Genomic DNA, 22,466 nt, shown 5'->3' with positions numbered 1-22,466 from the left:
CCTGTTATTCTATAACTCTATTCGTATAATTAAAATATTATCATGGGCTTAGCAAGTTTACTTCGATTATTTTTCCTAGCTGCAATTTGGGGCGCGTCATTTTTATTTATGCGCATGGCCGCCACTAGTTTAGGGCCCGCAGTCTTAATAGAATTTAGAGTAGGCTTTGCGGCACTCACACTATTTATAGTTGCGCTGTATTTAAAACGTCGCTTGGCGTTTACTAAACACAAAAAGCACTTTTTTATAATTGGCGCTCTTAACTCCGCCCTGCCTTTTTTACTTTTTGCTTATGCCGCGCAAACTATCAGCGCATCTACGTTATCTATTTTAAATTCTACAACGCCTATTTGGGGCGCAGTTGTGGGTATTATCTGGAGTAAAACCAAGCCAACTAAGAGTATGGTTTTAGGCTTGCTGTTGGGTTTAGTAGGTGTGGCAATTTTAGTTGGGCAAAACCATCTTATACTAAATACTCAGTCACTTATTGCTATTGTAGCAGCGCTAAGCGCTTCATTTTGTTATGCCATTGCATCCCATTACACAAAAAATGCGCCAAAGCTTGCACCGTTTGATAACGCACACGGCTCAATGTGGGCAGCAAGTTTTATGGTACTGCCCCTTATACTTTTTATGCCAATGCGTGAAGTACCAACCACCAACGTTATGCTTGGCGTTTTAGCCCTTGGCGTAGTGTGTACAGCGCTTGCTTATATTTTATTTTTTAAACTTATTGAAGATATAGGCCCAACCTCAGCTTTAACGGTCACGTTTTTAATTCCGCTATTTGGCATTTTTTGGGGACATTTAATTTTAGACGAACAAATTGGGCCAAACACGTTACTAGGCGCTTTATTTGTTATTGTGGGCACTATGCTGGTTACTGGATTTTTACCACGAAAAAAGCACTTAGCTAAAACAAGCTAAGTGCTTATATCAAGCACTTTTACCAAAAAAGCTTACTTTTGTGCTTTTTTGCTTAAGTTTTCAATTAAGTCTTGGGCGCTAAAACTGTTGTCGCTTGGCTTTATACCTTTGCCCATTTTAATATCAATTAAGGTGTGCACTTCTTTGCGTTTATCATTGTTGCTCACTTGTACGCCTACGCTGCTTGTCGGACGTACGCGTGTTTCGCAGGTTAATAAACCGCAGCTTCGCTCATATTGCTGGCTTTGTGATGCACTAATAGATGACGCGGGAGCTTGCGATTTAAACTCAACAAAGGTTTCTTTGTTGGTTACAACAAACCAGTCGTAGCCTTGTGCTTGTGTAAGCTCAGCCGCGCGTAATAATGCATAGTCACCGGCATCGGCTACGTTGTTTGACACACTTTTAAACTCTACTCGGTATTGATCGTCGCTAATTTTTTGCTCGCTATAACCTTGCGATCCATTATTTGCGGCGCGATAATCAGGTTTAGATGCACAGCCCGCCATAAGTAAAATACTGATAATTAAAATAGATGTTTTCATAGTTCACCTCGTTTTATACACATTATTATTTGTTTAACTGCCACTTTGCGCTAATTGCTTGCTGCTCTTGTGCTCTATCGAGTGGTGCGCCGCTGATCATGCTATCTATAACAGCATCTAAGTCACTGTTATTAGACGCCGTTTGATATTGCGCGCCATTGTTACTTTGCTGCGTAGCTGTTTGCGCTTTAATTTGCCAACCGCTTTGCGTTTTACAAGCAATGCTTGTTTGCGTTGTATTATTTGAGCTTAGTGCATACTGCCTACAAAGCTCACCTTGCTGATTTTTAAAACTTAGCTGTGCGCTAAATACTGAGCCATCACTTTGCTCAAACACACCACTACTTAGCTGCGTATTAAGGGCTGAAGCTGTATTGCTGGCTACTAAGTTTTGCGCCTCACTGGGTTGTAAATAGCTCGTCATTGCAATACCAAATACCACAGCTACGCTTGCTGCTATTGCTATACTTTTATTAGCCGATTGCTTAACCTTTTGCCAAAGCGTTAACGTTACTACATTACTGTTTAACGTGTTTTTTGTCGTTGCTGTATCAAGCTTTGCAACCGTTTTAGCTAATGAGTCACTAAGTGGTGCGTCGTCAATACTTGTTGCGTGCTCTTTTACTAACATGTCTACTTCGCTAAATTCTGCAAGTCGCATTACTAGCTCATCATCGGTTTCAAGGGCTTTGCGCACTTGTTCCATTTCGTGCTCGCTTAGTTCTGAGTCTAAAAAGGCGCTAAGTGTTTCGTCGTTAATGTTCATACTTGCTCCTTTTTAAAGTCGGGTTTTATTAAATTATAAAGTGTACTGCGTGCGCGCGATAATTTACTCATTACACTGCCTATAGGTATATCTAGCGTATGTGCTACCTCTTTATAAGCCATGCCCTGCACTGCCACCAGCGATACTATGGCGCGTTGCTCTTCTGGTAATTGCCCAAGTGCTGTATTTACATTTTTAAGCATTTGTTTGTTTTCGAGTGTTTGGTGTTCATTGCTTGTAATTGGCTCTGGTAAAATATCGGCCTGAGCCGTATTTTGCCTTACCTTGCGTGAGCGGTATTCGTCTATCCACACATTACGGCAAATTTTAAATGCCCATTTAGCAGGCTCAACGTCATCCGGAATGCCTTTTACTAATAGTTTTTCAATTGTTATTTGCACTACATCGTCTGCATCTGCTTTACTACCCGTTAGCGAATAGGCAAAACGCCTAAGCATGGGCAATAAGATTTTTATAGTTTCGTTCATTAATTTTTACCCCTTTTATAAAGAAGACGATTCAAAAAAGCATTTATTCCCAAATAATCAAAATAATTTAAATAATGAAATATTTTTATGTGTTAAACGTTAACTAACCAGCATGATAAATTTAATAGAAGTAACCCACTATGAATATTATAAACACACGCGTTAAACACATAATAGCCGCTTCGCTTTGTATATTTAGCGCAACGAGTTCAGCCAACATAGTAAGAGTCGATCAGGTGCTTGGGCAGCTAAACCCAATAGAGCAGCGTATTGAACAAACTATAGAGCGAGCACAGCGCCTGCCGCTTCCGGTGCCTGTTCCGCAAATATCGATTGATGAACTAAAAGCGCAAATAAGTGAGCCAATTAGCAGCTTACCTAATGTGCTTAACATTAATATAAATAGTCAAAACACCGCATTTGTTGAAGTAGAGCTAGAAAACGGCTTTAGAGCAATAGAGCGCCAATGGTTATTAATGGCAAATAGCCAACAACTTAATACCCTACAGCAGCAAAATGTTACTATTGTATCGGTAAAAAATTACAACGCACTTAACATGAGCTTAGTGCGCTTTAACGTGCCCCAAGGTGTTAATTCTAAAAGTGAGTTATTAAAAGCGCTTAACTTAGATGAGTCTGCAATACTTGACCGAAACCACATATACCAAGCGCAAACTGGAGAGCCTACCGCAAAAGTAACACCAAATAACTCTATTGCCCCTTACTGCACACAAAGCGTAAAAATTGGCATGATCGACAGCGCCATTAATACCAAACACAGTGCTTTTGAAGGCGCAAATATCACTACGCAAAGCTTTTTACCACAAGGGTTAAGCTCGCCAAATTTACACGGCACCGCCATTGCAGGGCTAATTACAGGTAAAGGCGCAAAACTTAGCCCGCTTTTAGGCAGTGCCAAGCTTTACAGTGCCGAGGTGTTTTATAGGCAATCTGAATATGCACAAGGGGCTACATTATTTGCCATAGTAGAAGCACTTAACTGGTTAGTAAGTAATAAAATACCCGTAATTAATATGAGCCTAACAGGGCCAAATAACGCAGTTTTAGAAGCAAGTATTACTGCAGCAATAAAACAAAACGTGTTGATTGTAGCTGCTGCAGGTAACCAAGGGCCGGCGTCGCAGCCGTTATACCCAGGTGCGTATAAAAGCGTGATAGCGGTAAATGCTATTGATTCACAAAACCAAATTTATAGATGGTCAAATAAAGGCGATTACATAGACTTTGCAGCTCTTGGTGTAAATGTTGTTACAAGCCAAGGCAGTGGAAAATTTGGGAGGGAGTCGGGTACGTCAATGGCGGCGCCGCATGTAAGCGCGGCATTAAGTTGTTTATTGTTAAAGCATGGTAATAATAAAACCAAAGCTCTTAACGAGCTTACATCGCTTGCCGTCGATTTAGGCGAGCATGGCAAAGACACCACCTTTGGTTATGGTGCCATTTACCCACCTAAAAATGCACTTTAACTGACGCCGATAAAACCGATTGCGTATAGGTATTGCTACTAAGCTTTGATTGATAATCGCCATATTCAGCCTCGGCTATTAATGTTACGTGCTCAAATAAAGCTAGGTTATAAAACGCATTAACGACATTTCGGTGCTCATCTCGCGACGGTATTTGCTCAAAAAAATCATCCGTTGTTTGCTCATCGTAATCTTTATTTTGATAACGCCAGCCTGCGCCCACTTTATTCGCTACATTAAAGGCCGTAAATTTGTGCGTAACTTTAGTAGTAAAACCGTAGCCGTTAAAGTCGTATTGGTTGTCGTCGGCGTTTTCTTTATCGGCACTTAGCGCTGCCATTAGCATGGTTTGGCCATTATTTATAAAATGATAAAGCGCTACATCGCCGCCTACGCCGTCGGCATTACGTGCTTTTGCAGTAGCAAAACGTTTAGCTTTGGTTTTTACACTCATACGCAAATACGTATGCGGGTTTAAAAAATGGCCATAGTAGGCGCTGGCTTGGTTAAAATGTAAAAATGGTTCGCCATCTACATTTGCTTTTGCACCATCGTAACGAACCCCTAGCTCATGGCTATTAAAGCTATAACTGCCATCTAAACCGTATTGATGCAGGTCTAAATCGTATTGATCAAACTCATCGTAGTCTTGTTGTTCAAACTTATAGCTTGAGGTTAATTTAGTGCTTTTGGTTACTTGCCATTTTGCATTAACACCGGCTGCGGTTTTTATGCCGCTGTCGCTTTGCGACGAAATATCGTCAAGCTCCTGAACAGACAGCGCCGAGTTACTTAATACTCCAACTTCTGCATCTGCATTTAGCTCAAAGCTACTTTTAAAGGGCTTATTTTGCTCAGCTGTTTTAATGTGGTTAGTTTGTGCAAGCACCGCTTTGGCACTAAAAACACACAATGTGGCGGTTATAACTGCTTTCATATTTATTCTCCAACAGGCCGAATAGGTTTCCCCATTCGGCATTTGTGCAAGCACTTGGCGTATTAAAGGCCTAGGTCTAAATCGTTAGTAATGTTGGTTACTACTTCACTTGCGGTGCTGAGTGCTACATCGTTACTAACTTGATCAGTAACCGCTGCACTCACCTGCCCGCTAACACTTTGTTGTACTGTGCTTTGTAAACTACTAACCGTACTGTCTTGCACACTGGCAATTAAAGATTGCTGAACATTGCTTACTACTTCATTACTGGTATTAATTGCATCACCCATTTGCAGTGCAGAACTCACTGAGTTTGCAGCCGTATTAGTAATTGCTAATTGGTTTGTAAGCTCACCCGCATTAAGCGCATTAGTTGCATCAGCTTGTGTAACTGAATCGGTAGCGCTGCCCACATTTGAAAGTAAAGAGGCATCGGCTGCTGCGTCGGTAGTGTCTGGCTGAGCGCCTTGCTCAGAGGTAACAGAAAGTAATGACGACTGGCTCACAGCGGTTGTTAAATTACTCGCCGATGAGGTTAACTGCGCTGTTGCATCAAGCGCTGTATTGATTGTGGTAATGCTTGTGGTATTTAAAGACGAGGCCGATGCATTTAATGCATTATTTAAAGATGAGCTGGCAGATGCAACTAATGAATTTGCAGGCTCTGCGGCCTCGCTGCTTTCTTGCGCTGGAGTTTGCGTGTCACTAGCCGTTGAATCTGTGTTTTGCGAGTCATCAGCCGTTACTTGTGTATCGTTAGATACGTTTGACTCGTTGCTACCACTGGCTGTTAAACCATTTTGTGAAAGCGTAATAGATGAAGATGATTGTTGCTGCGCCGACGTTGACTGAGATAGTTCAATATCAGCGGCATGCACTGCACCTGTAAAAGTACACACACCGCTTAACATCATTACGCTTACAATTTTATTTAATTTAGTCATTGTTTTGTCCTCTAGTTTGTCGGATTGACATAAAGAAGACGATTTACAAAAACACTTTATTCCAAAAATAAATAATAAATTATAATAACGTTACTTAATTACTTAAGTTTCATACCCTTAAATATAAATTACTCGTTTACTGCGTTAGCGTTTCACTGTTTTGGATCAGCAATAACAGCTCGGCAGTGGCGGTAGCATCGGCCAATGCGCGGTGATGGCTGGTTAAATTTAAATTAAAATGCGCGCTAAGGTTACCAAGCGAATACGACTTTAAGCCTTTAAACGCTCTGCGCGATTCAACCACGGTGCACATTTTTGGCATTTTAAAAAAGTGCCCTGCAACCTCGCATTCTTTTTTTATAAAACCGTAATCAAAGTTTACGTTATGGGCTACAAAAATACTGCCTGCAAGTTTATCTAGTAGTGGCTGTGCTATATCGGCAAATACAGGCGCGTTGTAAACCATGCCATCGCTTATGCCGGTCAATTTAGTAATAAAGCTTGGGATATGGCGCTGCGGATTAATAAGAGTCGTCCAGGTATCAATCACTTTACCGTGCTGCACTTTAACTACGCCAATTTCGGTAATGCGGTTACCACCTTTTAAGCTGCCCGTGGTTTCTATATCAACCACGCTGTAAACACGATTAGGGTCTACAAACCATTTAACTGCGGCAATATGTACCGTAAAGCCTACATTTTTTAAATTATCAATAGTGGTAAGTTGGTTGCGCCTAAGCTTATCGCCTGGGGCTTTAACCTCTTCAAAATGTACTTGGCCATTATTAATAACCATTAAATCGGGGTAACCGTCTTTTAGCTGTAAATAGTGTTTACTCATAGCCGTTAAATGCGCAATTAACGCTTCAAGCGGACTGTTTAAAACAAGTGCTTCTAGTGGCTCTAATAAATTGCTGCGCCATCTAAATAAACCATTGGGCTGCTCAAAATACTGTGTGGCATGCTTACATACCAAATTAAGCAGCGCCTGATTAGTGCTACAGTTTTTTAAACGTGCGTTAATTTGCGTGCTTTGTGCATCATAAAAATTACCAAGCTGTAAAACTTGCGGGTAAATATCAAATTCATTACACGGCGGGTAAGGCGATTCAATAAATAACTCGTGCCAAAATACTAAGCCAAACAAGCTTTGCCATAAGGTGTTTTCGGTATTAAAAACCGTTAACCCTTTTGCACTGTAATGCTCATTTACGCCTTGCTCTACATCGCCTCGGTAAATTTCGTCAATTTCAAGCACACACTGGGTGTCGGCCAGCATAGTACTTAAGCGCGAACGCGTTTGTTTATTAAACTTACGCATTAAAAAGTCATCAGCAAAATACAGTAAATCGTCGGTGAGCGGGTTTTCTATAATTTGCTCTAGCTGCGCTTTTACCCACGCTTTATTACCTAGGCGGTATTGCTCTCTTATTTGAATTTCTTGTGCTTCGGCGTAATCGGTGCAGCCTTCAAGTAGGCTAAAAGCAAGTTCGCTATAGGTATTTTTAAGTTGTTTATACAGCCTAACCAGCAGTTTGTTTTTAATGTCGTGCGCTTGTGCGCCATGCGCCGGTTGCGCTAAAACTAAATGCGCAAGCTCGGTGTAAGGGGTTTTGTCATCAAAGGTTTCATCTTTTGTATTACCGGCTGTTTTGCCGATGTTTTTAAACGCTAAACGGTAACGATTTAAAACGTAATTAGATTGCGCCTCAGCGAGTGTATTAAAGCGCGATAAGCTCTCGCTGTGCCCTTCGCGGGTAGCGGTTAACCCTAAATCGCGCATAACAAAGCGGTTTTGATGGTTTACATCGCCACTACTTAAGCGCCCTGCAAATAAAAACTCAAAATACTCGTAATAATCTTCACGGTTATTTATCACATATTGGCTATATAAAGGGGCTAAATCATCTGCGTGAACACTAAAAAACTGACACGCAATAGTGACCAACTCCCCTTTAGCTGCGCTTTTCTTAAAGCTTACTTGCTCACTGTAATTACTGAGTAACTCCATCAGCATGGGCTTGGTTAAATGCGCTATAAGCTGCTTGTAATGCTGTGCGTTTGGCTCATATAAAATACCCGCTGTTTTTAGCGTACAAATAGCCTGATGCGGCGAGATTATTTCTTCATAATTGAGCGATTGCGCCTGCACTAAATAAGGTTTGCGCGAATACACACGCGCCAACATGCATTGGCTTTGCTCATCAAGCTGGTTAATTTTACTAATAAATTGGCTGTGCTTGGGCTCAAGTAAATGCATACATTTACTTGTTACAAACTCAATAAGCTCTCTAAAATGCGCTAAATAGTATTTTGCTGGTAATTCTTTTTTCATAACATCGCCACAACTGTATATAAAAACAGTATCTAGCATTTGTGCTTATTATTCAATCTTAAACTTGTAACTAAAACACGCTATAGTGAGTGTATAAAAGTAAATTTATTAAAAATAAAGGACTTACCATGAGCGCGCACCCATACGATGTTTTATCACTCAATAACGGCGCAAATATTATTTTTACGCCTTGCCCTGGTACAAAAACGCAAAACCTAGCGGATTCAATAGCTACATTAAAAGCCGCTGGCACTCACATGCTACTTTCGCTTATGCCGCAAAAGGAGCTTGAAAAAAACAACGTACAAACAATTAATAGTGAGTGCAAAAAGCACGATATAACCTGGTTTCATTTACCTATAAATGACGACGAAGCACCCAGACAGCCTTTTACATCAAGCTGGAACACCCACAAAACAGACATACTACAAGCCATACAGCAAAAACAAACCATTGCCATACATTGCAAAGGCGGCACTGGCCGCACAGGGTTGGTTGCTGCGCTTATTTTAAATTCAGCAGGTTACACAAAGGATGAAGTGTACAGCTTAGTACAAGGTATTCGCCCTAAAGCACTGACTATAGAGCTGCAAAAAGAGTACTTTGAGAATTTTAGCGGGTAATGAAAAACTAACGTAAAACAGCAAAGCTACTAATAGTTAAACGCCCATTAATTGGATCGCAGGCATAACCGTTAGCTGCATTTATATTCCCGGAATGCAATAAGTTGCTTGGATATATAACAACCCGGTTTAACTTTGCCTCTACACTGAAAATTTGCTCAAACAAAGCTGTACTGCCATTTATATAATGTGGGTTTTTGTGAAGCCTTTGCGCCATGGCTTGTTGCTTTATAGCTTGCCTAAATGGCATAAGTCGCTCTTTTGTTATGCGTTCATACCCCAGGGCTTTATGTTTGTAAAATGAAGTACCCCCATGTGTTTCATCACATAAAAAATGCACCATAGCAAGTTGGTTCATATTAGGTGTGTCAAAATGGGGAAGCATCTGTATTGGCCTGAGTTTATCAGGCTCTGTGCATGCAATTGAAAAGGCAGAAAGTATTACATCAAACTCGCTTTTATCTGCCATATTAAAGTGTGAATTAATAATTGGCGACAGTGCTTTTAGCTGCTCTATATAACTAAGCGGTGCTGCTTTTCTTACTCCTGGGTAAAAGTCACTTTCTTGTGCGCAAAATGTTTCTCTGGCGTTTTGAGAAAACACAGCAAAATTAATTAGCGCATCTACATTATTAACAAAATCATCAATAACAATTATTGGGGTTTGCTCTTCCCCAACAGTGTGTATGTGTAACACCATATTTTTGTTAAGTGTAAAATCAATCATCGGCTAAATTAAGCACCGCATTTTTACGCTCTATTAATGGGTATATCTGACCAAGTGAGGTTATTACTGTATAAATGGCAGGTAATAAAGCACTTTGATGTAAAAGCGTAATTTGATCACTATTAAGTTGTGAGAGCTTTTCTTGATTAATAGTGTATAGGCCGTTTAACTTTGTTTTTTTGTTATTTTCAAACGTTACTTCAAGCGATAATGGCTGTAGTAGTTCATACTTTAACAACGCATCAATTAACTTTTTATTGTCTATTTCGCCTTGTAGTAAATGCCCTAAACACTGCTTTATTTGTTTAAAATAGCCACTTTCTTCTGCGCTTTGGGTATAAATTGGTTCTAAATTATTTTCGCTTTGCGCAGAGTTATCAACTACTGCAGGGCTGTTTAAATTAATACACACAGGGTATTGCGTCTGCTGCGAATGCGTATCACCAACAAAAAATGGCTGACGCTGTAACTGAAGCGGTAAATATACGCCCTGCCACTGTGATTGCTGATAAAACAAGTTCTCATGTTGCTCAAAGCCTAATAAAGCATTGAGTGTAAACTCGCCTGTTTCTGAGTTTTTTGCAAAAACTATAGGCTGCTGAACGGCAATTTGGCTAAGCTCCACCATAACTACGGGGATCATATTAAGATTTTTAGCGTGTGATTGTGCTTTTTGTGTATCTATTTTTATATGCTGATGAGCACTTTGCTCTAATGCGACTAAATTTTCCATGCGTGTCTCTTTATTGTTTTTATGTGTAATTTTTTAAGCTAGATAACACTAAAACCATGGTGCTTAATTTTATTAAGCAGCTCTCGGTTACTAGGTAAGTTAGTGACTGCTTGATTTATCATACTCTTATTTTTATCAAACTGACTTTTAGCGAAAACAGTGTCTTTAAGCATATAGGCAGTTGTGCTGTAATCACTTTTAAAGCCCATGCCGTATAAAACATATTGATAACTGGCCGCTGGAAACACCTCATTATTACTTGTAAAGTCGTGATCAGCAGGAGCGCGGTATTGCCACAACTTCATTAGATCTTGTAAGCTTTGAGGAATCGTTTTTGGGTCTCTGTTATCACGCCAAAATGCGTTATCGTCACGGTTTGATAAAATATAATGCAGTTTTAAAAAGTCGATTATTTTTTCCCACCTATAGGTAAATGTCTCGTTAAAGCGTTTGGCGGTAATATCCATAATATCGCGGGTCTGGGGGAGTTGTTCGCTTATCATTTGCGCTGACATTTCTACTAATACCAATGCAGAGGCTTCAAGCGGCTCTAAAAAACCAGCTGAAAGCCCAACCGCAACACAGTTGTTCTGCCAAAAGTGTGAGCGGTGGCCGCTTTTAATAGGGATTTTTCTAATTGTTAACGACTCTATTTTATCGCCAACATACGCTTTGAGATTTTCTCGTGCTTGAGCTTCGCTACTATATTTACTCGAATACACATAACCTACACCACGGCGGTGCTGTAATCCTATATCCCATATCCAACCTGCTTCTTGCGCTGTTGAGATTGTGTGGGATGCAATACACTCATCTTCATTATCATAAGGGACTTGCACTGCTAAGGCGGTATCAATAAATAGCACGTCATCGCACGGCTTAAAAGGAACCTCATAATGCTCGCCTAATAACAATGAAGAAAAGCCGGTGCAATCAACAAATAAATCACCGCTAATTTCACCTTGTTGCTTTGTGGTAACGCTTGCAATATCGCCATTTTTAGCACTATTAACCTGTGTTACATCAGCCAAAATATGTTTAACACCAAGTTCCTGCGTGCAATGTTTTTGTAAAAAAATGGCAAATTTTGCAGAGTCTAAGTGGTAGGCATAGTTGGCTATAGCTGCGTATTCTGGTGTGCGAATAGTTTTAGGGGCAAGTCCTTGCTCACAAATAGCTTCTTGGTAACACACTGCGTTTGAAAAAGACGTTGACTCAGCGGCGTTATTTAACCAGTGGCCAGCCATATCTGTTTTTGAAAAGCCCTGTGGCAAAACTAATGGGTGATAATAAAAATCATCCTCGGAGCCATCCACCCACTTGGCAAATTTTGCTCCTTGCTTAAAGCTTGCTTCACACTCGCGTATAAAATCAGTTTCGCTAATACCAAGTGCTATTAATGTACTGCGCATGGTAGGCCAAGTACCTTCCCCAACACCTATAATTGGTACATTTGGAGACTCAACGAGAACAACATTAAGGCCATCCGGGGTATTACTTTTGTGGTGCGCCGCTAATCGTCCGGCTGTTAGCCAGCCCGCTATACCACCACCAACGACAACCACTGTTTTTATTTTTTTATTTTGCTGGTTCATACTTGTTACCTATAAAGGCATAGTTAAAAAGTGGCTATTACTAAATGTAAAAGCCACTTTATTAATTAAAGTTAAAAACTACCGCGAATACCTAACGCAAAACGTCGTCCGCTATCTTCAACCAACAATAATTGATTAGAAAAACGACCACGCTTGTGCACGTATTCTTCGGTTAAGTTAATACCTTCAAAAAATACCGATACATTTTCGGTAATGTCATAGCTGCCGCTAGCATCAAGTTGTGCGTAATCTTCCACAATTGTCACACCATCACCATTTAGCTGTGTAAGTGACTGTACAAAGCTATCGCGCCAGTTATAGGCTAAACGCGCTTGAAATGGTCCATTCTCATAAAAGCCAACCACATTATAAGAGTCGCTTAAGCCTGTTAATGCAAAAACTTGAGTTATATCTGCAGAGTCTAACTCTGCATCGCTGTCTACAAATGTTGCATTAACCATAAATCCAAAGCCACTATCAAAACTATGTTGTAAGGCGACTTCCCAGCCATCAACAATCGCCGATTCGCTATTATTGGGCAATGTATTAGTGAATACAGCCGTCGAGTCGGCAGCATCAGGGTTGTCTACATCGTTACCTGTAGAGGGGTCAGTTAACAATCCGCCGCCAGACAATTCAAAAGTTAAGTCTTCGGTCGTATTAATAATGAAGTTAGCAACATTTTTTCTAAAGTAACCCGCAGATAAATAACTGGCATCAGCGTAATACCACTCCAACGATAAATCTAAGTTATCAGAGGTAAATGGCTCAAGCGCTGGGTTACCAGAGCTTGATGTTAAATTGCCGCCTTGACGAGTTGTTTCAATAACTGTTACAGGCGACATACTATCGAGCGTTGGCCGTGTAATTGTTTGTGATACCGCAGCACGTGCTATTAGCTCATCGTTTATTTCAAGCTTTACACTAAAGTTAGGTAAAATCGCTTCGTAATCTGAACTTGCTGAGATATTTTCTACAGCGCCAAAGTTAGCGAGCATTTCTGTTTTATCTAGAATGGTTAACGCACTAACCGGCTCATCGGTCCCCTTTACGTTTACATCAGTGCTTTCGTATCTAAAGCCCGCTGTTGCGTATAAAGGCATGCCTGCAAGCTCAGCTTCAAAATCAAACTCAGTATAAAACGAGAACGTATCTTCAGTTATCTCAAACGACTTATTACGTTTAACTGCATCAAAACTAATAGGTTGACCATTCGCTGCAGCTATTTGCTCAAGGTACGCAAAGTTTGCCTCACCATCATGTGCAAGCCATGACGTTGGCATACGACCGCTGCCGCTCACATCAGATAAAAAGTCATCTCCTGCGTCAAATACAAATTGCGCTAAACCATCCATACTTGGGTCATCTGGGTAACCACAAAAAGTACAGTGAATACCAACACCTTCGTTATCCCAACGATCAAGGTTTTTAGTTTCAGTTGAATACATAGCACCAAACTTGACCGAAACTAGGCCTGAGCTACCATCGTTATGCCAAATGCTATCCCAACGAAACTGATCCACGGTATCTTCTACAGCCCAACCACGGCGTAGCATTACATGTGCTCGGCTATTGGCTGTATCTAAATAGTTTGATACGCCATCAGGTGTAACTGCAGGGTTATAAGCAACACCGTCCAGCTCTTGCTGGCCGCTATAAATGTTAGGGTTAGCAGAGGCAAACTCACTCGCATAAGGTAAAATACCGCCATCCACTTCAAATCGAACTCGATTAGCATAGCCAATCAACGATAACTGATCCCCGCCACCATTATTAGCCTCACGCTCAGCTTTTGAGTGGCTTAAATCAAACTTCATATTTAAGTTATCGTTTACATGCCAATCAAAGTTTAAACCTAATGCGCTAGAGTTGGTTAAACGATCAAACTTTTTAGCGTGCATATCGGTGGCAAGGCCTACCTCTTGATATAAATCAACCACAGTGCCATTTTCATCAACAGTTGGCCCTGCAGCGCCGCCAAAGCCTTCTAAGTTTGGCGCTGTAAACCAATGCCCGTATGACGTGGTGTCTGCTTCTACATCGAAATCAGAATAAAGCCCATCAGCTGTTATGACTAAATCATCTGAAGGTGCGTACTGTATTACTAAGTTTGCATTGGTACGTGTACGTGTTTCTGTTGTTACTTTATGATCGTAATTACGCGGCGAAAAAATATTACCGGTGTATGCTTGCCCGCTTTGAGTTTGCGGGTTTGGGACGCCCACGTTTTCTAACCAGCCGTCTACCTGCGCCTGGTTTAAGCGTGTTTCGCGCTCTTGGCGAGAAACAGCGAACAAAACACCCAATGTGTCATCATTAAATGTATTACTAATTAATCCAGAAATTTCAGGTGTGGTTTCTTCGCTATTTTCATCGTAAATACCCTTAACGCTACCTGCCACTTTAAAACCGCTAATCGCAAATGGTCGCGCAGTATTTACATTTACTGTTGAGCCAATACCACCAGATTGCATAGTGGCTGTTGAGGTTTTAAATACATCTAAGCTTTTAACTAGCTCTGATGCAATAGTATCAAAGCTAAACGCACGGCTTTGATTTTCAGAGGCCATTTGGCGACCATTTACAAGCACAGTATTAAACTGCGGGCCAAAACCACGCACCGTAATAAGCTGCCCTTCACCGCCTGAACGGTCTATTGAAACCCCCGTAATTCGCTGTAAAGACTCAGCTAAATTTGTGTCAGGGAATTTACCAATATCTTCTGCTGAAATGGAGTCGACCACGCCGCCCGCTTCTCTTTTGGCATCCATAGCTCGGCCAAGCGAGCCTCTGATCCCGCGTACTTCAATTATTTCTGGTTCTTGTGCTGCTGTCTCTGCCACTGCAGGGAGCGTTGCCATTGTGCTTAGTACAGCTAGTACAGCACTGGACACGCCATTTTTTTTATATTTAGCCATGTTGTCAGTTCTCTCGAAACTTGGGTCTATTAAAATAGATATTTGCCCATCTTCGCTAACATGCGGTTGCAACCCTGTGCCATCGAGTAAAATCTGTAATGCGTTTATTATTGAATACTCGCCAGCAATAGTATTTGTTTGTAACTGCTGAATTTTATCCAGCGGAAAAAGCAAAGTAATATCGGCTTGCTCGGCAAAATTTATTAGCGATAAATCGGCCCTTTGTCTAGGAATATTAAACACTGCTTTATCGTTTACAGGGCTCGCTTTTACCTCGGTGGTGAATAAGCTAAAAACCAGCACATAAATTGGTAAACAAAGCGGCAAATGCACATATTCCTTGTGTATAGTTTTTGGCCATACACTGAATAAAGACGAGTGACTTTTTATTTTCCTCCATAAATATTTTTTATTTTTTTTAAATAAATTATTTTTTTGACTTGCCATGCTAATTTGTTTTTGCCTTGATTATTTTTATTGTTAGCGTTTTTACTTGTATTTTTAAACGATTAAAAATACAGTCCAAATTGCCATTTTTTACTTATTAATTAAAAAGTTAAAGTTTTTAAAATGAATAATCAGTACCTGGTGAGGTATTTGTAATGAAAAAACTGTAGTACACTTCGCCTTTACATTACAAGCTTTATGCCCCGTGCGGTTAATGAACATTAAATTTATAAAATATAATGCTGATTTATTTTTTAAATTTAATGGCGGATTTTTTCTTACCATTCGTCTTAGTTTGAAGTGGCAAAACAATAACAATAATTGCCGTAAACACACACACGAGACACACACTAAATGACGAAAGACACACTTTTTTATAAGGTCTATTTGGCCTCGCGCAAAAGTCTCTCAAATGTAGTTGCACGCATAGTGCCGCCACATGAAATTGAAGATATAGTGCAAGAAACTTATGTGCGAATTTGTCAGATTAAAAACACTGAAAACATAAGCTCACCAAAATCTTTTATTTATAAAACGGCGCGAAATTTAGCGCTCGATTATCAAAAGCAAGCCAATATACGCCTAGTCGATGGGATCGACAACATGGAAGCGTTAGAGCAACTCTTAGCGGAGCATCAGCAAGACGAAATGTATGAAAAAGCACTAACCGATAGTGAGTTTTCTAATTTTTGTGAAGCCATACGGCTTTTACCCGTGCAATGCCGCAAAGTGTTTGTATTAAAAAAAGTGTATGGTTATTCGCAGCGAGAAATTGCTGCTCAATTAAACATTAGTGAAAGTACCGTGGAAAAACATATAGCAACAGGCATGAAACGTTGTACGCAATTTATGCGTCAATCTAAAAAAAGTGTTTATGAGCAACCAAATACTTCTTCCCAGCTAAATGCAGGAGGTAGGAATGACTAATATTCATCACATAAACGAGCGAAACACTAGCGACGATTTGCGCCTTGATGAAGCCAGTGAGTGGCTGGCTAAACTTGAACGTGGATTGACTAAATCTGAAGAGCAAGCGCTAAAGCAATGGTTAGCACAATCTTATAAAAATGTAGAAGTGTTACTTGAGGTAGCAAAGCTGTGGGATAAAATGGACGATCTCAGTCGTTTGTCAGATCTATTTCCACAAACACCAGTAAAACAAAAACGTCTCCCTATGTGGTTGAGTGCAACAGCTGCTTCTATTTTATTAGCGGTTGCACTTAGCCTTTTTCAAGAAGCATTTAACTTTTCATTTTTTTACCCAGTTAATCAGTCAGCAGTGGTTGCTAAACAACTTAATTTTCAAACCGACGTAGGTGAAAGTAAGGACATACTGCTTTCTGATAAAAGCAAAATCACCTTAAACACAAATAGCTTCGTTCAAGTGAGGTATACCCAACACTCTCGCGTAATAAATTTACTGCGTGGTGAAATTCATATAGACGTAGCTCACGATAAAATGCGTCCTTTAAGTGTTATCGCTGGTGATAAAGTTATTCAGGCTGTTGGTACTGCATTTAATGTAGAAGTAGGTCAAAAGCAAATAGAACTCATTGTGACAGATGGCAAAGTCCTTGTTGCAGAGCAAAAAGCCGAATCGTTACCCAACCTTTCCCTGGGGACTAATAAACAAGGACAGTATTTATCAAATAGTTCAACTTCGGTGTCAAAGGGAGAAAAACTTGATTTAAGCTTTAAAGGTAAAATTGCTAAAGCGGTCGAAAAAGTTGATCCTATGGATGTAGCCGCAAGATTATCGTGGCGCAAAGGTAGCTTAATATTTAGAGGTGAATCACTTGCTGAAGCCATGGCTGAAATCGGCCGCTATACAAATATAGATTTTGAGCTTTCAGAAGATGACCGTCTCAAACAAGTACAAGTAGCTGGCATGTTTAAAACGGGCGATATTAAAGGGTTATTAGAAGTATTAAACAATAATTTTAATATTGATTATGAGAGAGTTAGCCCTGATAAAATTCGTCTAAAATACGCTGCACCACACGTCTCAATTTAGTAAAGTACACAATAATAAAACTAGGACACACAATTATGACATCACCTATCTCGCCGAGCAGTAATAGCTCGGCGCACACATTGGGCACATGCTCTCTTTTTTATGTAATTTTTATATCGGCCGTGGCTGCTATTGGTGGCTTTTTATTTGGTTTTGACTCGGGCGTTATTAACGGCACGGTGTCGGCGCTCGGCAATGCGTTTAATTCAAGCAGTGTGGCTACGGGCTTCAATGTGGCATCGGTATTATTAGGGTGCGCCGTGGGGGCACTTGCTGCGGGGCCGCTGGCTGATAGGTTTGGTCGCCGCGCAATTATGATCATCACCGCGATTATTTTTGCCATTAGTGCGTTTGGCTCGGGCATTAGCGAAAGCTCGGGCGAGTTTATTTTTTACCGCTTATTTGGTGGTTTAGGTATTGGTGCTGCATCGGTATTGGCGCCAGCTTATATTGCAGAGGTTGCACCACCAGCCCTTCGTGGTCGTTTAGCTACATTACAACAACTCGCTATTGTATTGGGTTTATTTGCTGCGTTTTTAAGTAATTATTTAATTGCTGATGCGGCAGGTAGTGCGCAAAACATTTTAATGCTTGATATAGCCGCTTGGCGCTGGATGTTTTGGGTTGAGCTTGTGCCTGCAATACTGTTTTTAGTGGGTGTGTTGTTTATTCCTGAGTCGCCTCGTTATTTAGTGGCGCAAGGTAAAGTAGACGATGCAAAAACGGTATTTAGTAAAATTTCGAACGACAGTGCTGATGCGCAAATAAGCGATGTTAAAAGCTCTTTGCATAGCGATAAAAAGCCGAGTATTCGTGATTTATTTATTGATGGCAGTAAAAAAGTACACCCAATTGTTTGGGCGGGTGTTGCGCTGAGTGTATTTCAGCAATTTGTAGGTATTAACGTGGTATTTTATTACGGCTCTGAGCTTTGGCAAGCTGCTGGGTTTGACGAGTCGCAATCGCTATTTATAAATGTATTAGCGGGTACTACTAATATTGTATCGACCTTTATTGCTATTGCCCTTGTTGACAAAATTGGTCGGAAACCACTTTTACTTGTGGGCAGTGTGGGTATGTTTATTAGCTTAAGTGCGCTTACTTATATATTTGGCAGCGCAGGCCTTGATGAAGCAGGCAAGCTTGCACTTAGCGATAACATGGGTACGTTTGCGCTTATAATGGCTAACTTATTTGTGGTATTTTTTGGTTTAAGTTGGGGCCCGGTTGTGTGGGTGTTATTAGGCGAGATGTTTAATAACCGTATTCGCGGCGCAGCGCTTGCTGTTGCTGCAAGCGCACAGTGGATTGCTAACTTTGCCATTACCATGACCTTCCCTATTATGCTGGCTAATATTGGCCTTGCAGGTGCGTACGGCTTTTATGCGTTATCGGCACTTATTAGTATATTTTTTGTTGTTAAATACATTAAAGAGACCCGAGGTAAAACACTTGAGTCTATGTAATTAGCCCAATAAAAAGCGGTGAACCCTCTCACCGCTTTGTGTTTTTTAGTTAAATGATTGATTCAACAGTTGTATGCAAGGATTAAGAAGTTACTGCGCTAAATATTGGATTCACTACCCACCCTTAATATTCTTTTTTACTATAAGTAATCGATTTAAATTCCTTTTTTGAATATAGAAAATTAGCTATTGTCCGCCTTTTCCAACTACGTATGTCTGTCAAAATGAAAAATAAGTTAGTATCTGGTTTGGCCCTAACCTTTACCCTAGGTTCTTTTAACGTACTTGCTACCAATGGGTATTTTACTCATGGTTATGGCATGACCCACAAAGGCATGGCAGGTGCGGGTGTTGCGCTATCGGAAGAGTTGATGTCGGGTGCAAATAATCCTGCTAGCTTTAATGTAAATGACACTGAAATTTCAGTTGGGTTAGAGTTATTTTCACCTGATAGAAAATACACAGCTTCATCTGTAGATACGTTTTATCCTAATGCGCTTTATCTTGAAGCAAAAACCCAAAAAAGTGATAACACGTTATTTGCCATTCCTGAATTTGCCATTGGCCACCAGCTCAATGACAAAATAAATATTGGCTTATTAGTTTACGGCAATGGCGGCATGAACACCGACTACAACGCCGAGTCAGAACCCGAAGGCACATTTTATGCTGGCACGACTGGCGTTGATTTAAAGCAGATGTTTATTAGCCCAACTATTAACTACCAGTTAAATGAGCAAACAAAAGTGGGGGTTCACCTATTTATGTTGTGCAACAGTTTAAAGCGACAGGCCTTGGAAACTTTGCGCCTTTTTCGCAATCGCCCCAAGCGCTTACAAATAATGACACCGACACCAGCACAGGTTTAGGTGTACAAGTAGGTATAACTCAAACCGTAGGCACATCGTTTAGCTGGGGTGCCAGTTACCGCTCATCGGTGTCTATGGAAGAGTTTGATAGCTATAAAGGTTTATTCGCAGAAAACGGTGGCTTTGATTTACCAAGCTCGATTCAAATTGGTGCCGCTTATAAGTTAACGCCTACAAACCAAGTTGTATTTGATTGGCAAAAAATAAACTACAGTGAAGTTAAAAGCATTGCCAATCCAATGAGTAACTTAATGTCTGCACCTTTAGGTGCAAGCGCAGGTGCAGGGTTTGGCTGGGAAGATATGGATATATATAAATTAGGCTATCAGTGGCAGCGCACTGCAAAACAAAAAATTCGCTTTGGTGTTTCATACACGCAACAGCCTATTCCATCGTCTGAGGTGTTATTTAATATTTTAGCGCCGGGTGTACAAGAGTGGCATTTTACAACGGGTTTTAGTCATGAAGTTAGCGAAAAAGTACAATTAAACGCTATGGCTTTTTACTCGCCAGCTAAAAAAGTATCGGGTGCAAACTTTTTAGCGCCTAACCAACAATTATCAATTGAAATGCAGCAGTCTGGTGTTGGTGTATCTATTGTTTGGGGGATTTAAAATGGTAACCGAATTTACGCCCATTTCAGCCGCTTTAGGCGGTGCTTTAATAGGCATAGCCTGCGCACTATTACTGGTTTTATTTGGCAAAGTAGCCGGTATTTCAGGATTAGTTAAATCGCTGTTCACCCCATTAAAATCCGATAATGTATGGAAAGTATGCTTTATTGCAGGCTTACTAATTGCAGGCGTTGCTACCTCATTTATTGCACCTGAATTATTAGAGGGCGATTTAAATATACCCTCTTGGTTAATTATTGTAGCGGGACTTTTAGTGGGTGTAGGTACTTCACTTGCTAATGGTTGTACAAGCGGGCATGGCGTGTGTGGTATGTCGCGTTTTTCTACTCGCTCTTGGGTTTCAACATGTGTGTTTATGCTTGTTGCCGTTATCACTGCTAACTTAATTGGATAAAACATGAAAGCAATTACATCGGTGTTTTTAGGCTTTATTTTCGGCATTGGTCTTATTATTAGTGGAATGACTAACCCTGATAAAGTACTCAATTTTTTAACCTTTGGCGAGAACTGGGATGGCAGTTTAATTATTGTAATGGCTGTAGCCATGGGAATAATGATGTTGGCGTGGTTTTGGGTTTCTAAAAAAGACAGCCCTTTATTTGGTGAAACATTTAGCCTGAGTAATCTAAAAAATGTAGATCGTAGATTAATTACGGGCTCTGTTTTGTTTGGTTTAGGGTGGGGATTGAGTGGTATTTGCCCAGGCCCAGGCTTGGTTCAGTTAGTGTCACTCAAAATGGAGTTTTGGCTGTTTTTTGCCTCCGTGTTGAGTGGAATGTGGTTGGCTAAAAAAATATAAGCGACTATTGCCGAGCTTGTCTCGGCAATACACTTTTTTTATTCTAAACATAGGTACATAACTTGCTGTAATAAATATAAATATATTTATTAGGTTTAAGTTATGCTCAAAAATACGCTTGATGTTATTAATAACACCCCTTGGTTGAGTACAGTAGCTTACCTTTCAATCATAACTATACTCTTGTTTTTTATTCGTTTTTTTATAATGTATTGGTTACAAAAGTGGACATCAAAAACCACTTTTACCTTCGATACCCTACTTCTTGATTCAATATCTAAACCACTCACACTTTGCACATTTATTGTGCTAATCACCATTTTGGAGCACGATACATTCGTTATTGACCCCGAGTTAGCGAACCGAATTCCGTTCAACAGCATCAATATTGTATTAGCTTTACTTGCACTTATTTTCTTTTTAAATCACTTTATTATTGGCACGGTTAATCACTACGCTAAACAATCTGCCGTTATATTCAATTCTCAAAGTATTATTAAGGGGGTTATTCGCGTTACATTGTTTTCAGTAGGGTTGTTGGTTTTATTAGGCACATTGGGTATTTCAATTACACCTATTATTGCATCTCTTGGTATTACGTCATTGGCGGTGGCACTTGCTCTGCAACCCACCCTTGAAAACTTTTTTTCGGGCGTACAGCTCGTTATAGATAAACCCATACGCGTAGGTGATTTTATTGAGCTTGAGTCAAAGGAGCAAGGCTTTGTAGAAAAAATTGGTTGGCGCTCTACGTGGGTTAAAATGCTGCCAAATAATATGATTATTATTCCTAATAGTCAGCTTTCTAAATCGCGTATTATTAATTACTTTTACCCCGAAAAAGAGCTGAGTGTACCTGTTGATGTAAGCGTTCACTACAGCTCAGACTTAGAGTTTGTAGAACAAGTAACGCTTGAAGTTGCGCGCCAAATACTGATTGACCATGAGTGGGGCGTTGATGATTACAATACCTTTGTGGTGTATCACACCTTTGATAACTCAAGTATTAATTTTACCGTAATGCTGCGCGCAAAAGAGTACTTTAATCGGTTTTGGGTTAAATCTGCTTTTATTAAAGCGCTCCATAAACGCTATAACCAAGAAGGCATTGTGATCCCCTTCCCTATTACAGCCATTAATACATCGCAAGAAGCCGCTATTTTTAATAGCGATAAAAAATAAGCGCGAGATAAATTCGCGCTTAATTTGCT

At 40.3% G+C, this 22,466-nt stretch carries 21 protein-coding genes; 11 read left to right on the top strand and 10 right to left on the bottom strand.

Features of this window, described 5'->3' with window-relative positions; translation table 11 throughout:
- Positions 1 to 42 precede the first annotated feature (42 nt).
- Positions 43 to 927, top strand: a complete 885-nt coding sequence (locus PS1M3_RS05300; protein WP_008129299.1) for a DMT family transporter — start codon at positions 43 to 45, stop codon at positions 925 to 927.
- A gap of 32 nt (positions 928 to 959) precedes the next feature.
- Here the strand turns inward: PS1M3_RS05300 and PS1M3_RS05295 are convergent, their stop codons facing one another.
- Genes PS1M3_RS05295 through PS1M3_RS05285 form a run of 3 tightly spaced genes read right to left on the bottom strand, consistent with a single transcriptional unit; the run spans position 960 to position 2,726 of the window.
- Positions 960 to 1,472: a hypothetical protein gene (locus PS1M3_RS05295; RefSeq protein WP_008129297.1), complete on the bottom strand. Its 513-nt coding sequence runs from the start codon at positions 1,470 to 1,472 to the stop codon at positions 960 to 962.
- Positions 1,473 to 1,497: 25 nt separating this feature from the next.
- Positions 1,498 to 2,238, bottom strand: a complete 741-nt coding sequence (locus PS1M3_RS05290) for an anti-sigma factor (RefSeq protein WP_008129295.1) — start codon at positions 2,236 to 2,238, stop codon at positions 1,498 to 1,500.
- Positions 2,235 to 2,726, bottom strand: coding sequence for an RNA polymerase sigma factor (locus tag PS1M3_RS05285; RefSeq protein WP_008129292.1), 492 nt, complete (start codon positions 2,724 to 2,726; stop codon positions 2,235 to 2,237). The genes PS1M3_RS05290 and PS1M3_RS05285 overlap by 4 nt, the downstream gene beginning before the upstream one ends.
- Before the next feature lie 140 nt (positions 2,727 to 2,866).
- Here PS1M3_RS05285 and PS1M3_RS05280 point away from each other — a divergent pair, with 140 nt between their 5' ends.
- The gene (locus tag PS1M3_RS05280; protein ID WP_203986628.1) at positions 2,867 to 4,213 is read left to right on the top strand and encodes a S8 family serine peptidase; all 1,347 of its coding nucleotides are present in this window, start codon (positions 2,867 to 2,869) and stop codon (positions 4,211 to 4,213) included.
- Here the strand turns inward: PS1M3_RS05280 and PS1M3_RS05275 are convergent.
- From PS1M3_RS05275 to PS1M3_RS05265, 3 genes are all read right to left on the bottom strand, one after another.
- Entirely contained in the window at positions 4,197 to 5,150 is a 954-nt protein-coding gene (locus PS1M3_RS05275; RefSeq protein ID WP_008129287.1) for a hypothetical protein, read from the bottom strand. The genes PS1M3_RS05280 and PS1M3_RS05275 overlap by 17 nt on opposite strands.
- A 62-nt stretch (positions 5,151 to 5,212) precedes the next feature.
- Complete coding sequence (locus PS1M3_RS05270; RefSeq protein ID WP_008129285.1) at positions 5,213 to 6,094, bottom strand: hypothetical protein; 882 nt, start codon at positions 6,092 to 6,094, stop codon at positions 5,213 to 5,215.
- Between the two features lie 136 nt (positions 6,095 to 6,230).
- Positions 6,231 to 8,468 carry an exonuclease domain-containing protein gene (locus PS1M3_RS05265; RefSeq protein ID WP_008129283.1) on the bottom strand — a complete coding sequence of 746 codons (2,238 nt, stop codon included), beginning with the start codon at positions 8,466 to 8,468 and terminating at the stop codon, positions 6,231 to 6,233.
- 89 nt (positions 8,469 to 8,557) lie between these two features.
- Here PS1M3_RS05265 and PS1M3_RS05260 point away from each other — a divergent pair, with 89 nt between their 5' ends.
- The gene (locus PS1M3_RS05260; RefSeq protein WP_008129281.1) at positions 8,558 to 9,052 is read left to right on the top strand and encodes a dual specificity protein phosphatase family protein; all 495 of its coding nucleotides are present in this window, start codon (positions 8,558 to 8,560) and stop codon (positions 9,050 to 9,052) included.
- 7 nt (positions 9,053 to 9,059) lie between these two features.
- Here the strand turns inward: PS1M3_RS05260 and PS1M3_RS05255 are convergent, their stop codons facing one another.
- The 4 genes from PS1M3_RS05255 to PS1M3_RS05240 all read right to left on the bottom strand — a co-directional run bounded on the left by PS1M3_RS05255 (position 9,060) and on the right by PS1M3_RS05240 (position 15,472).
- On the bottom strand, positions 9,060 to 9,779 hold the full coding sequence (locus PS1M3_RS05255; RefSeq protein ID WP_008129280.1) for a DUF6445 family protein: 720 nt from the start codon (positions 9,777 to 9,779) through the stop codon (positions 9,060 to 9,062).
- A complete protein-coding gene (locus PS1M3_RS05250) occupies positions 9,772 to 10,512 on the bottom strand; it encodes a SapC family protein (protein WP_008129278.1) in 741 nt (246 codons plus the stop codon). The genes PS1M3_RS05255 and PS1M3_RS05250 overlap by 8 nt, the downstream gene beginning before the upstream one ends.
- Positions 10,513 to 10,550: 38 nt before the next feature.
- Positions 10,551 to 12,107, bottom strand: a complete 1,557-nt coding sequence (locus PS1M3_RS05245) for a tryptophan halogenase family protein (RefSeq protein ID WP_008129276.1) — start codon at positions 12,105 to 12,107, stop codon at positions 10,551 to 10,553.
- Between the two features lie 71 nt (positions 12,108 to 12,178).
- Positions 12,179 to 15,472, bottom strand: coding sequence for a TonB-dependent receptor (locus PS1M3_RS05240; protein WP_203986626.1), 3,294 nt, complete (start codon positions 15,470 to 15,472; stop codon positions 12,179 to 12,181).
- Positions 15,473 to 15,826: 354 nt separating this feature from the next.
- Here PS1M3_RS05240 and PS1M3_RS05235 point away from each other — a divergent pair, with 354 nt between their 5' ends.
- The 8 genes from PS1M3_RS05235 to PS1M3_RS05205 all read left to right on the top strand — a co-directional run bounded on the left by PS1M3_RS05235 (position 15,827) and on the right by PS1M3_RS05205 (position 22,437).
- The gene (locus PS1M3_RS05235; RefSeq protein WP_203986624.1) at positions 15,827 to 16,399 is read left to right on the top strand and encodes an RNA polymerase sigma factor; all 573 of its coding nucleotides are present in this window, start codon (positions 15,827 to 15,829) and stop codon (positions 16,397 to 16,399) included.
- Positions 16,392 to 17,486: a FecR domain-containing protein gene (locus PS1M3_RS05230; protein ID WP_203986621.1), complete on the top strand. Its 1,095-nt coding sequence runs from the start codon at positions 16,392 to 16,394 to the stop codon at positions 17,484 to 17,486. The genes PS1M3_RS05235 and PS1M3_RS05230 overlap by 8 nt, the downstream gene beginning before the upstream one ends.
- A gap of 35 nt (positions 17,487 to 17,521) precedes the next feature.
- Positions 17,522 to 18,952 carry a sugar porter family MFS transporter gene (locus PS1M3_RS05225; protein ID WP_008129267.1) on the top strand — a complete coding sequence of 477 codons (1,431 nt, stop codon included), beginning with the start codon at positions 17,522 to 17,524 and terminating at the stop codon, positions 18,950 to 18,952.
- A gap of 224 nt (positions 18,953 to 19,176) precedes the next feature.
- A complete protein-coding gene (locus tag PS1M3_RS20120) occupies positions 19,177 to 19,821 on the top strand; it encodes an OmpP1/FadL family transporter (RefSeq protein WP_008129266.1) in 645 nt (214 codons plus the stop codon).
- Entirely contained in the window at positions 19,722 to 20,435 is a 714-nt protein-coding gene (locus PS1M3_RS20115) for an OmpP1/FadL family transporter (RefSeq protein ID WP_256438041.1), read from the top strand. Before PS1M3_RS20120 ends, PS1M3_RS20115 begins: the two co-directional genes overlap by 100 nt.
- Position 20,436: 1 nt before the next feature.
- Positions 20,437 to 20,850, top strand: coding sequence for a YeeE/YedE family protein (locus tag PS1M3_RS05215; RefSeq protein ID WP_008129261.1), 414 nt, complete (start codon positions 20,437 to 20,439; stop codon positions 20,848 to 20,850).
- 3 nt (positions 20,851 to 20,853) lie between these two features.
- A complete protein-coding gene (locus PS1M3_RS05210; RefSeq protein WP_008129258.1) occupies positions 20,854 to 21,255 on the top strand; it encodes a DUF6691 family protein in 402 nt (133 codons plus the stop codon).
- Positions 21,256 to 21,357: 102 nt separating this feature from the next.
- Positions 21,358 to 22,437 (top strand): mechanosensitive ion channel family protein, encoded by a 1,080-nt coding sequence (locus PS1M3_RS05205; RefSeq protein WP_203986619.1) that lies wholly within the window; start codon positions 21,358 to 21,360, stop codon positions 22,435 to 22,437.
- Positions 22,438 to 22,466 lie beyond the last annotated feature (29 nt).

The sequence above is a fragment of the Pseudoalteromonas sp. PS1M3 genome (assembly GCF_016865405.1).
In the GTDB taxonomy this organism is placed as follows: Bacteria; Pseudomonadota; Gammaproteobacteria; order Enterobacterales; family Alteromonadaceae; genus Pseudoalteromonas; species Pseudoalteromonas marina.
Note: the sequence above shows the minus strand (reverse complement) of the source record. Positions and strands in the feature narration are given on the sequence as shown.

Excerpts from the sequence above, each read along its gene's own strand:
- PS1M3_RS05300 (WP_008129299.1), top strand. The coding sequence starts at position 43 with ATGGGCTTAGCAAGTTTACTTCGATTATTTTTCCTAGCTGCAATTTGG.
- PS1M3_RS05295 (WP_008129297.1), bottom strand. The coding sequence starts at position 1,472 with ATGAAAACATCTATTTTAATTATCAGTATTTTACTTATGGCGGGCTGT.
- PS1M3_RS05290 (WP_008129295.1), bottom strand. The coding sequence starts at position 2,238 with ATGAACATTAACGACGAAACACTTAGCGCCTTTTTAGACTCAGAACTA.
- PS1M3_RS05285 (WP_008129292.1), bottom strand. The coding sequence starts at position 2,726 with ATGAACGAAACTATAAAAATCTTATTGCCCATGCTTAGGCGTTTTGCC.
- PS1M3_RS05280 (WP_203986628.1), top strand. The coding sequence starts at position 2,867 with ATGAATATTATAAACACACGCGTTAAACACATAATAGCCGCTTCGCTT.
- PS1M3_RS05275 (WP_008129287.1), bottom strand. The coding sequence starts at position 5,150 with ATGAAAGCAGTTATAACCGCCACATTGTGTGTTTTTAGTGCCAAAGCG.
- PS1M3_RS05270 (WP_008129285.1), bottom strand. The coding sequence starts at position 6,094 with ATGACTAAATTAAATAAAATTGTAAGCGTAATGATGTTAAGCGGTGTG.
- PS1M3_RS05265 (WP_008129283.1), bottom strand. The coding sequence starts at position 8,468 with ATGCTAGATACTGTTTTTATATACAGTTGTGGCGATGTTATGAAAAAA.
- PS1M3_RS05260 (WP_008129281.1), top strand. The coding sequence starts at position 8,558 with ATGAGCGCGCACCCATACGATGTTTTATCACTCAATAACGGCGCAAAT.
- PS1M3_RS05255 (WP_008129280.1), bottom strand. The coding sequence starts at position 9,779 with ATGATTGATTTTACACTTAACAAAAATATGGTGTTACACATACACACT.
- PS1M3_RS05250 (WP_008129278.1), bottom strand. The coding sequence starts at position 10,512 with ATGGAAAATTTAGTCGCATTAGAGCAAAGTGCTCATCAGCATATAAAA.
- PS1M3_RS05245 (WP_008129276.1), bottom strand. The coding sequence starts at position 12,107 with ATGAACCAGCAAAATAAAAAAATAAAAACAGTGGTTGTCGTTGGTGGT.
- PS1M3_RS05240 (WP_203986626.1), bottom strand. The coding sequence starts at position 15,472 with ATGGCAAGTCAAAAAAATAATTTATTTAAAAAAAATAAAAAATATTTA.
- PS1M3_RS05235 (WP_203986624.1), top strand. The coding sequence starts at position 15,827 with ATGACGAAAGACACACTTTTTTATAAGGTCTATTTGGCCTCGCGCAAA.
- PS1M3_RS05230 (WP_203986621.1), top strand. The coding sequence starts at position 16,392 with ATGACTAATATTCATCACATAAACGAGCGAAACACTAGCGACGATTTG.
- PS1M3_RS05225 (WP_008129267.1), top strand. The coding sequence starts at position 17,522 with ATGACATCACCTATCTCGCCGAGCAGTAATAGCTCGGCGCACACATTG.
- PS1M3_RS20120 (WP_008129266.1), top strand. The coding sequence starts at position 19,177 with ATGAAAAATAAGTTAGTATCTGGTTTGGCCCTAACCTTTACCCTAGGT.
- PS1M3_RS05215 (WP_008129261.1), top strand. The coding sequence starts at position 20,437 with ATGGTAACCGAATTTACGCCCATTTCAGCCGCTTTAGGCGGTGCTTTA.
- PS1M3_RS05210 (WP_008129258.1), top strand. The coding sequence starts at position 20,854 with ATGAAAGCAATTACATCGGTGTTTTTAGGCTTTATTTTCGGCATTGGT.
- PS1M3_RS05205 (WP_203986619.1), top strand. The coding sequence starts at position 21,358 with ATGCTCAAAAATACGCTTGATGTTATTAATAACACCCCTTGGTTGAGT.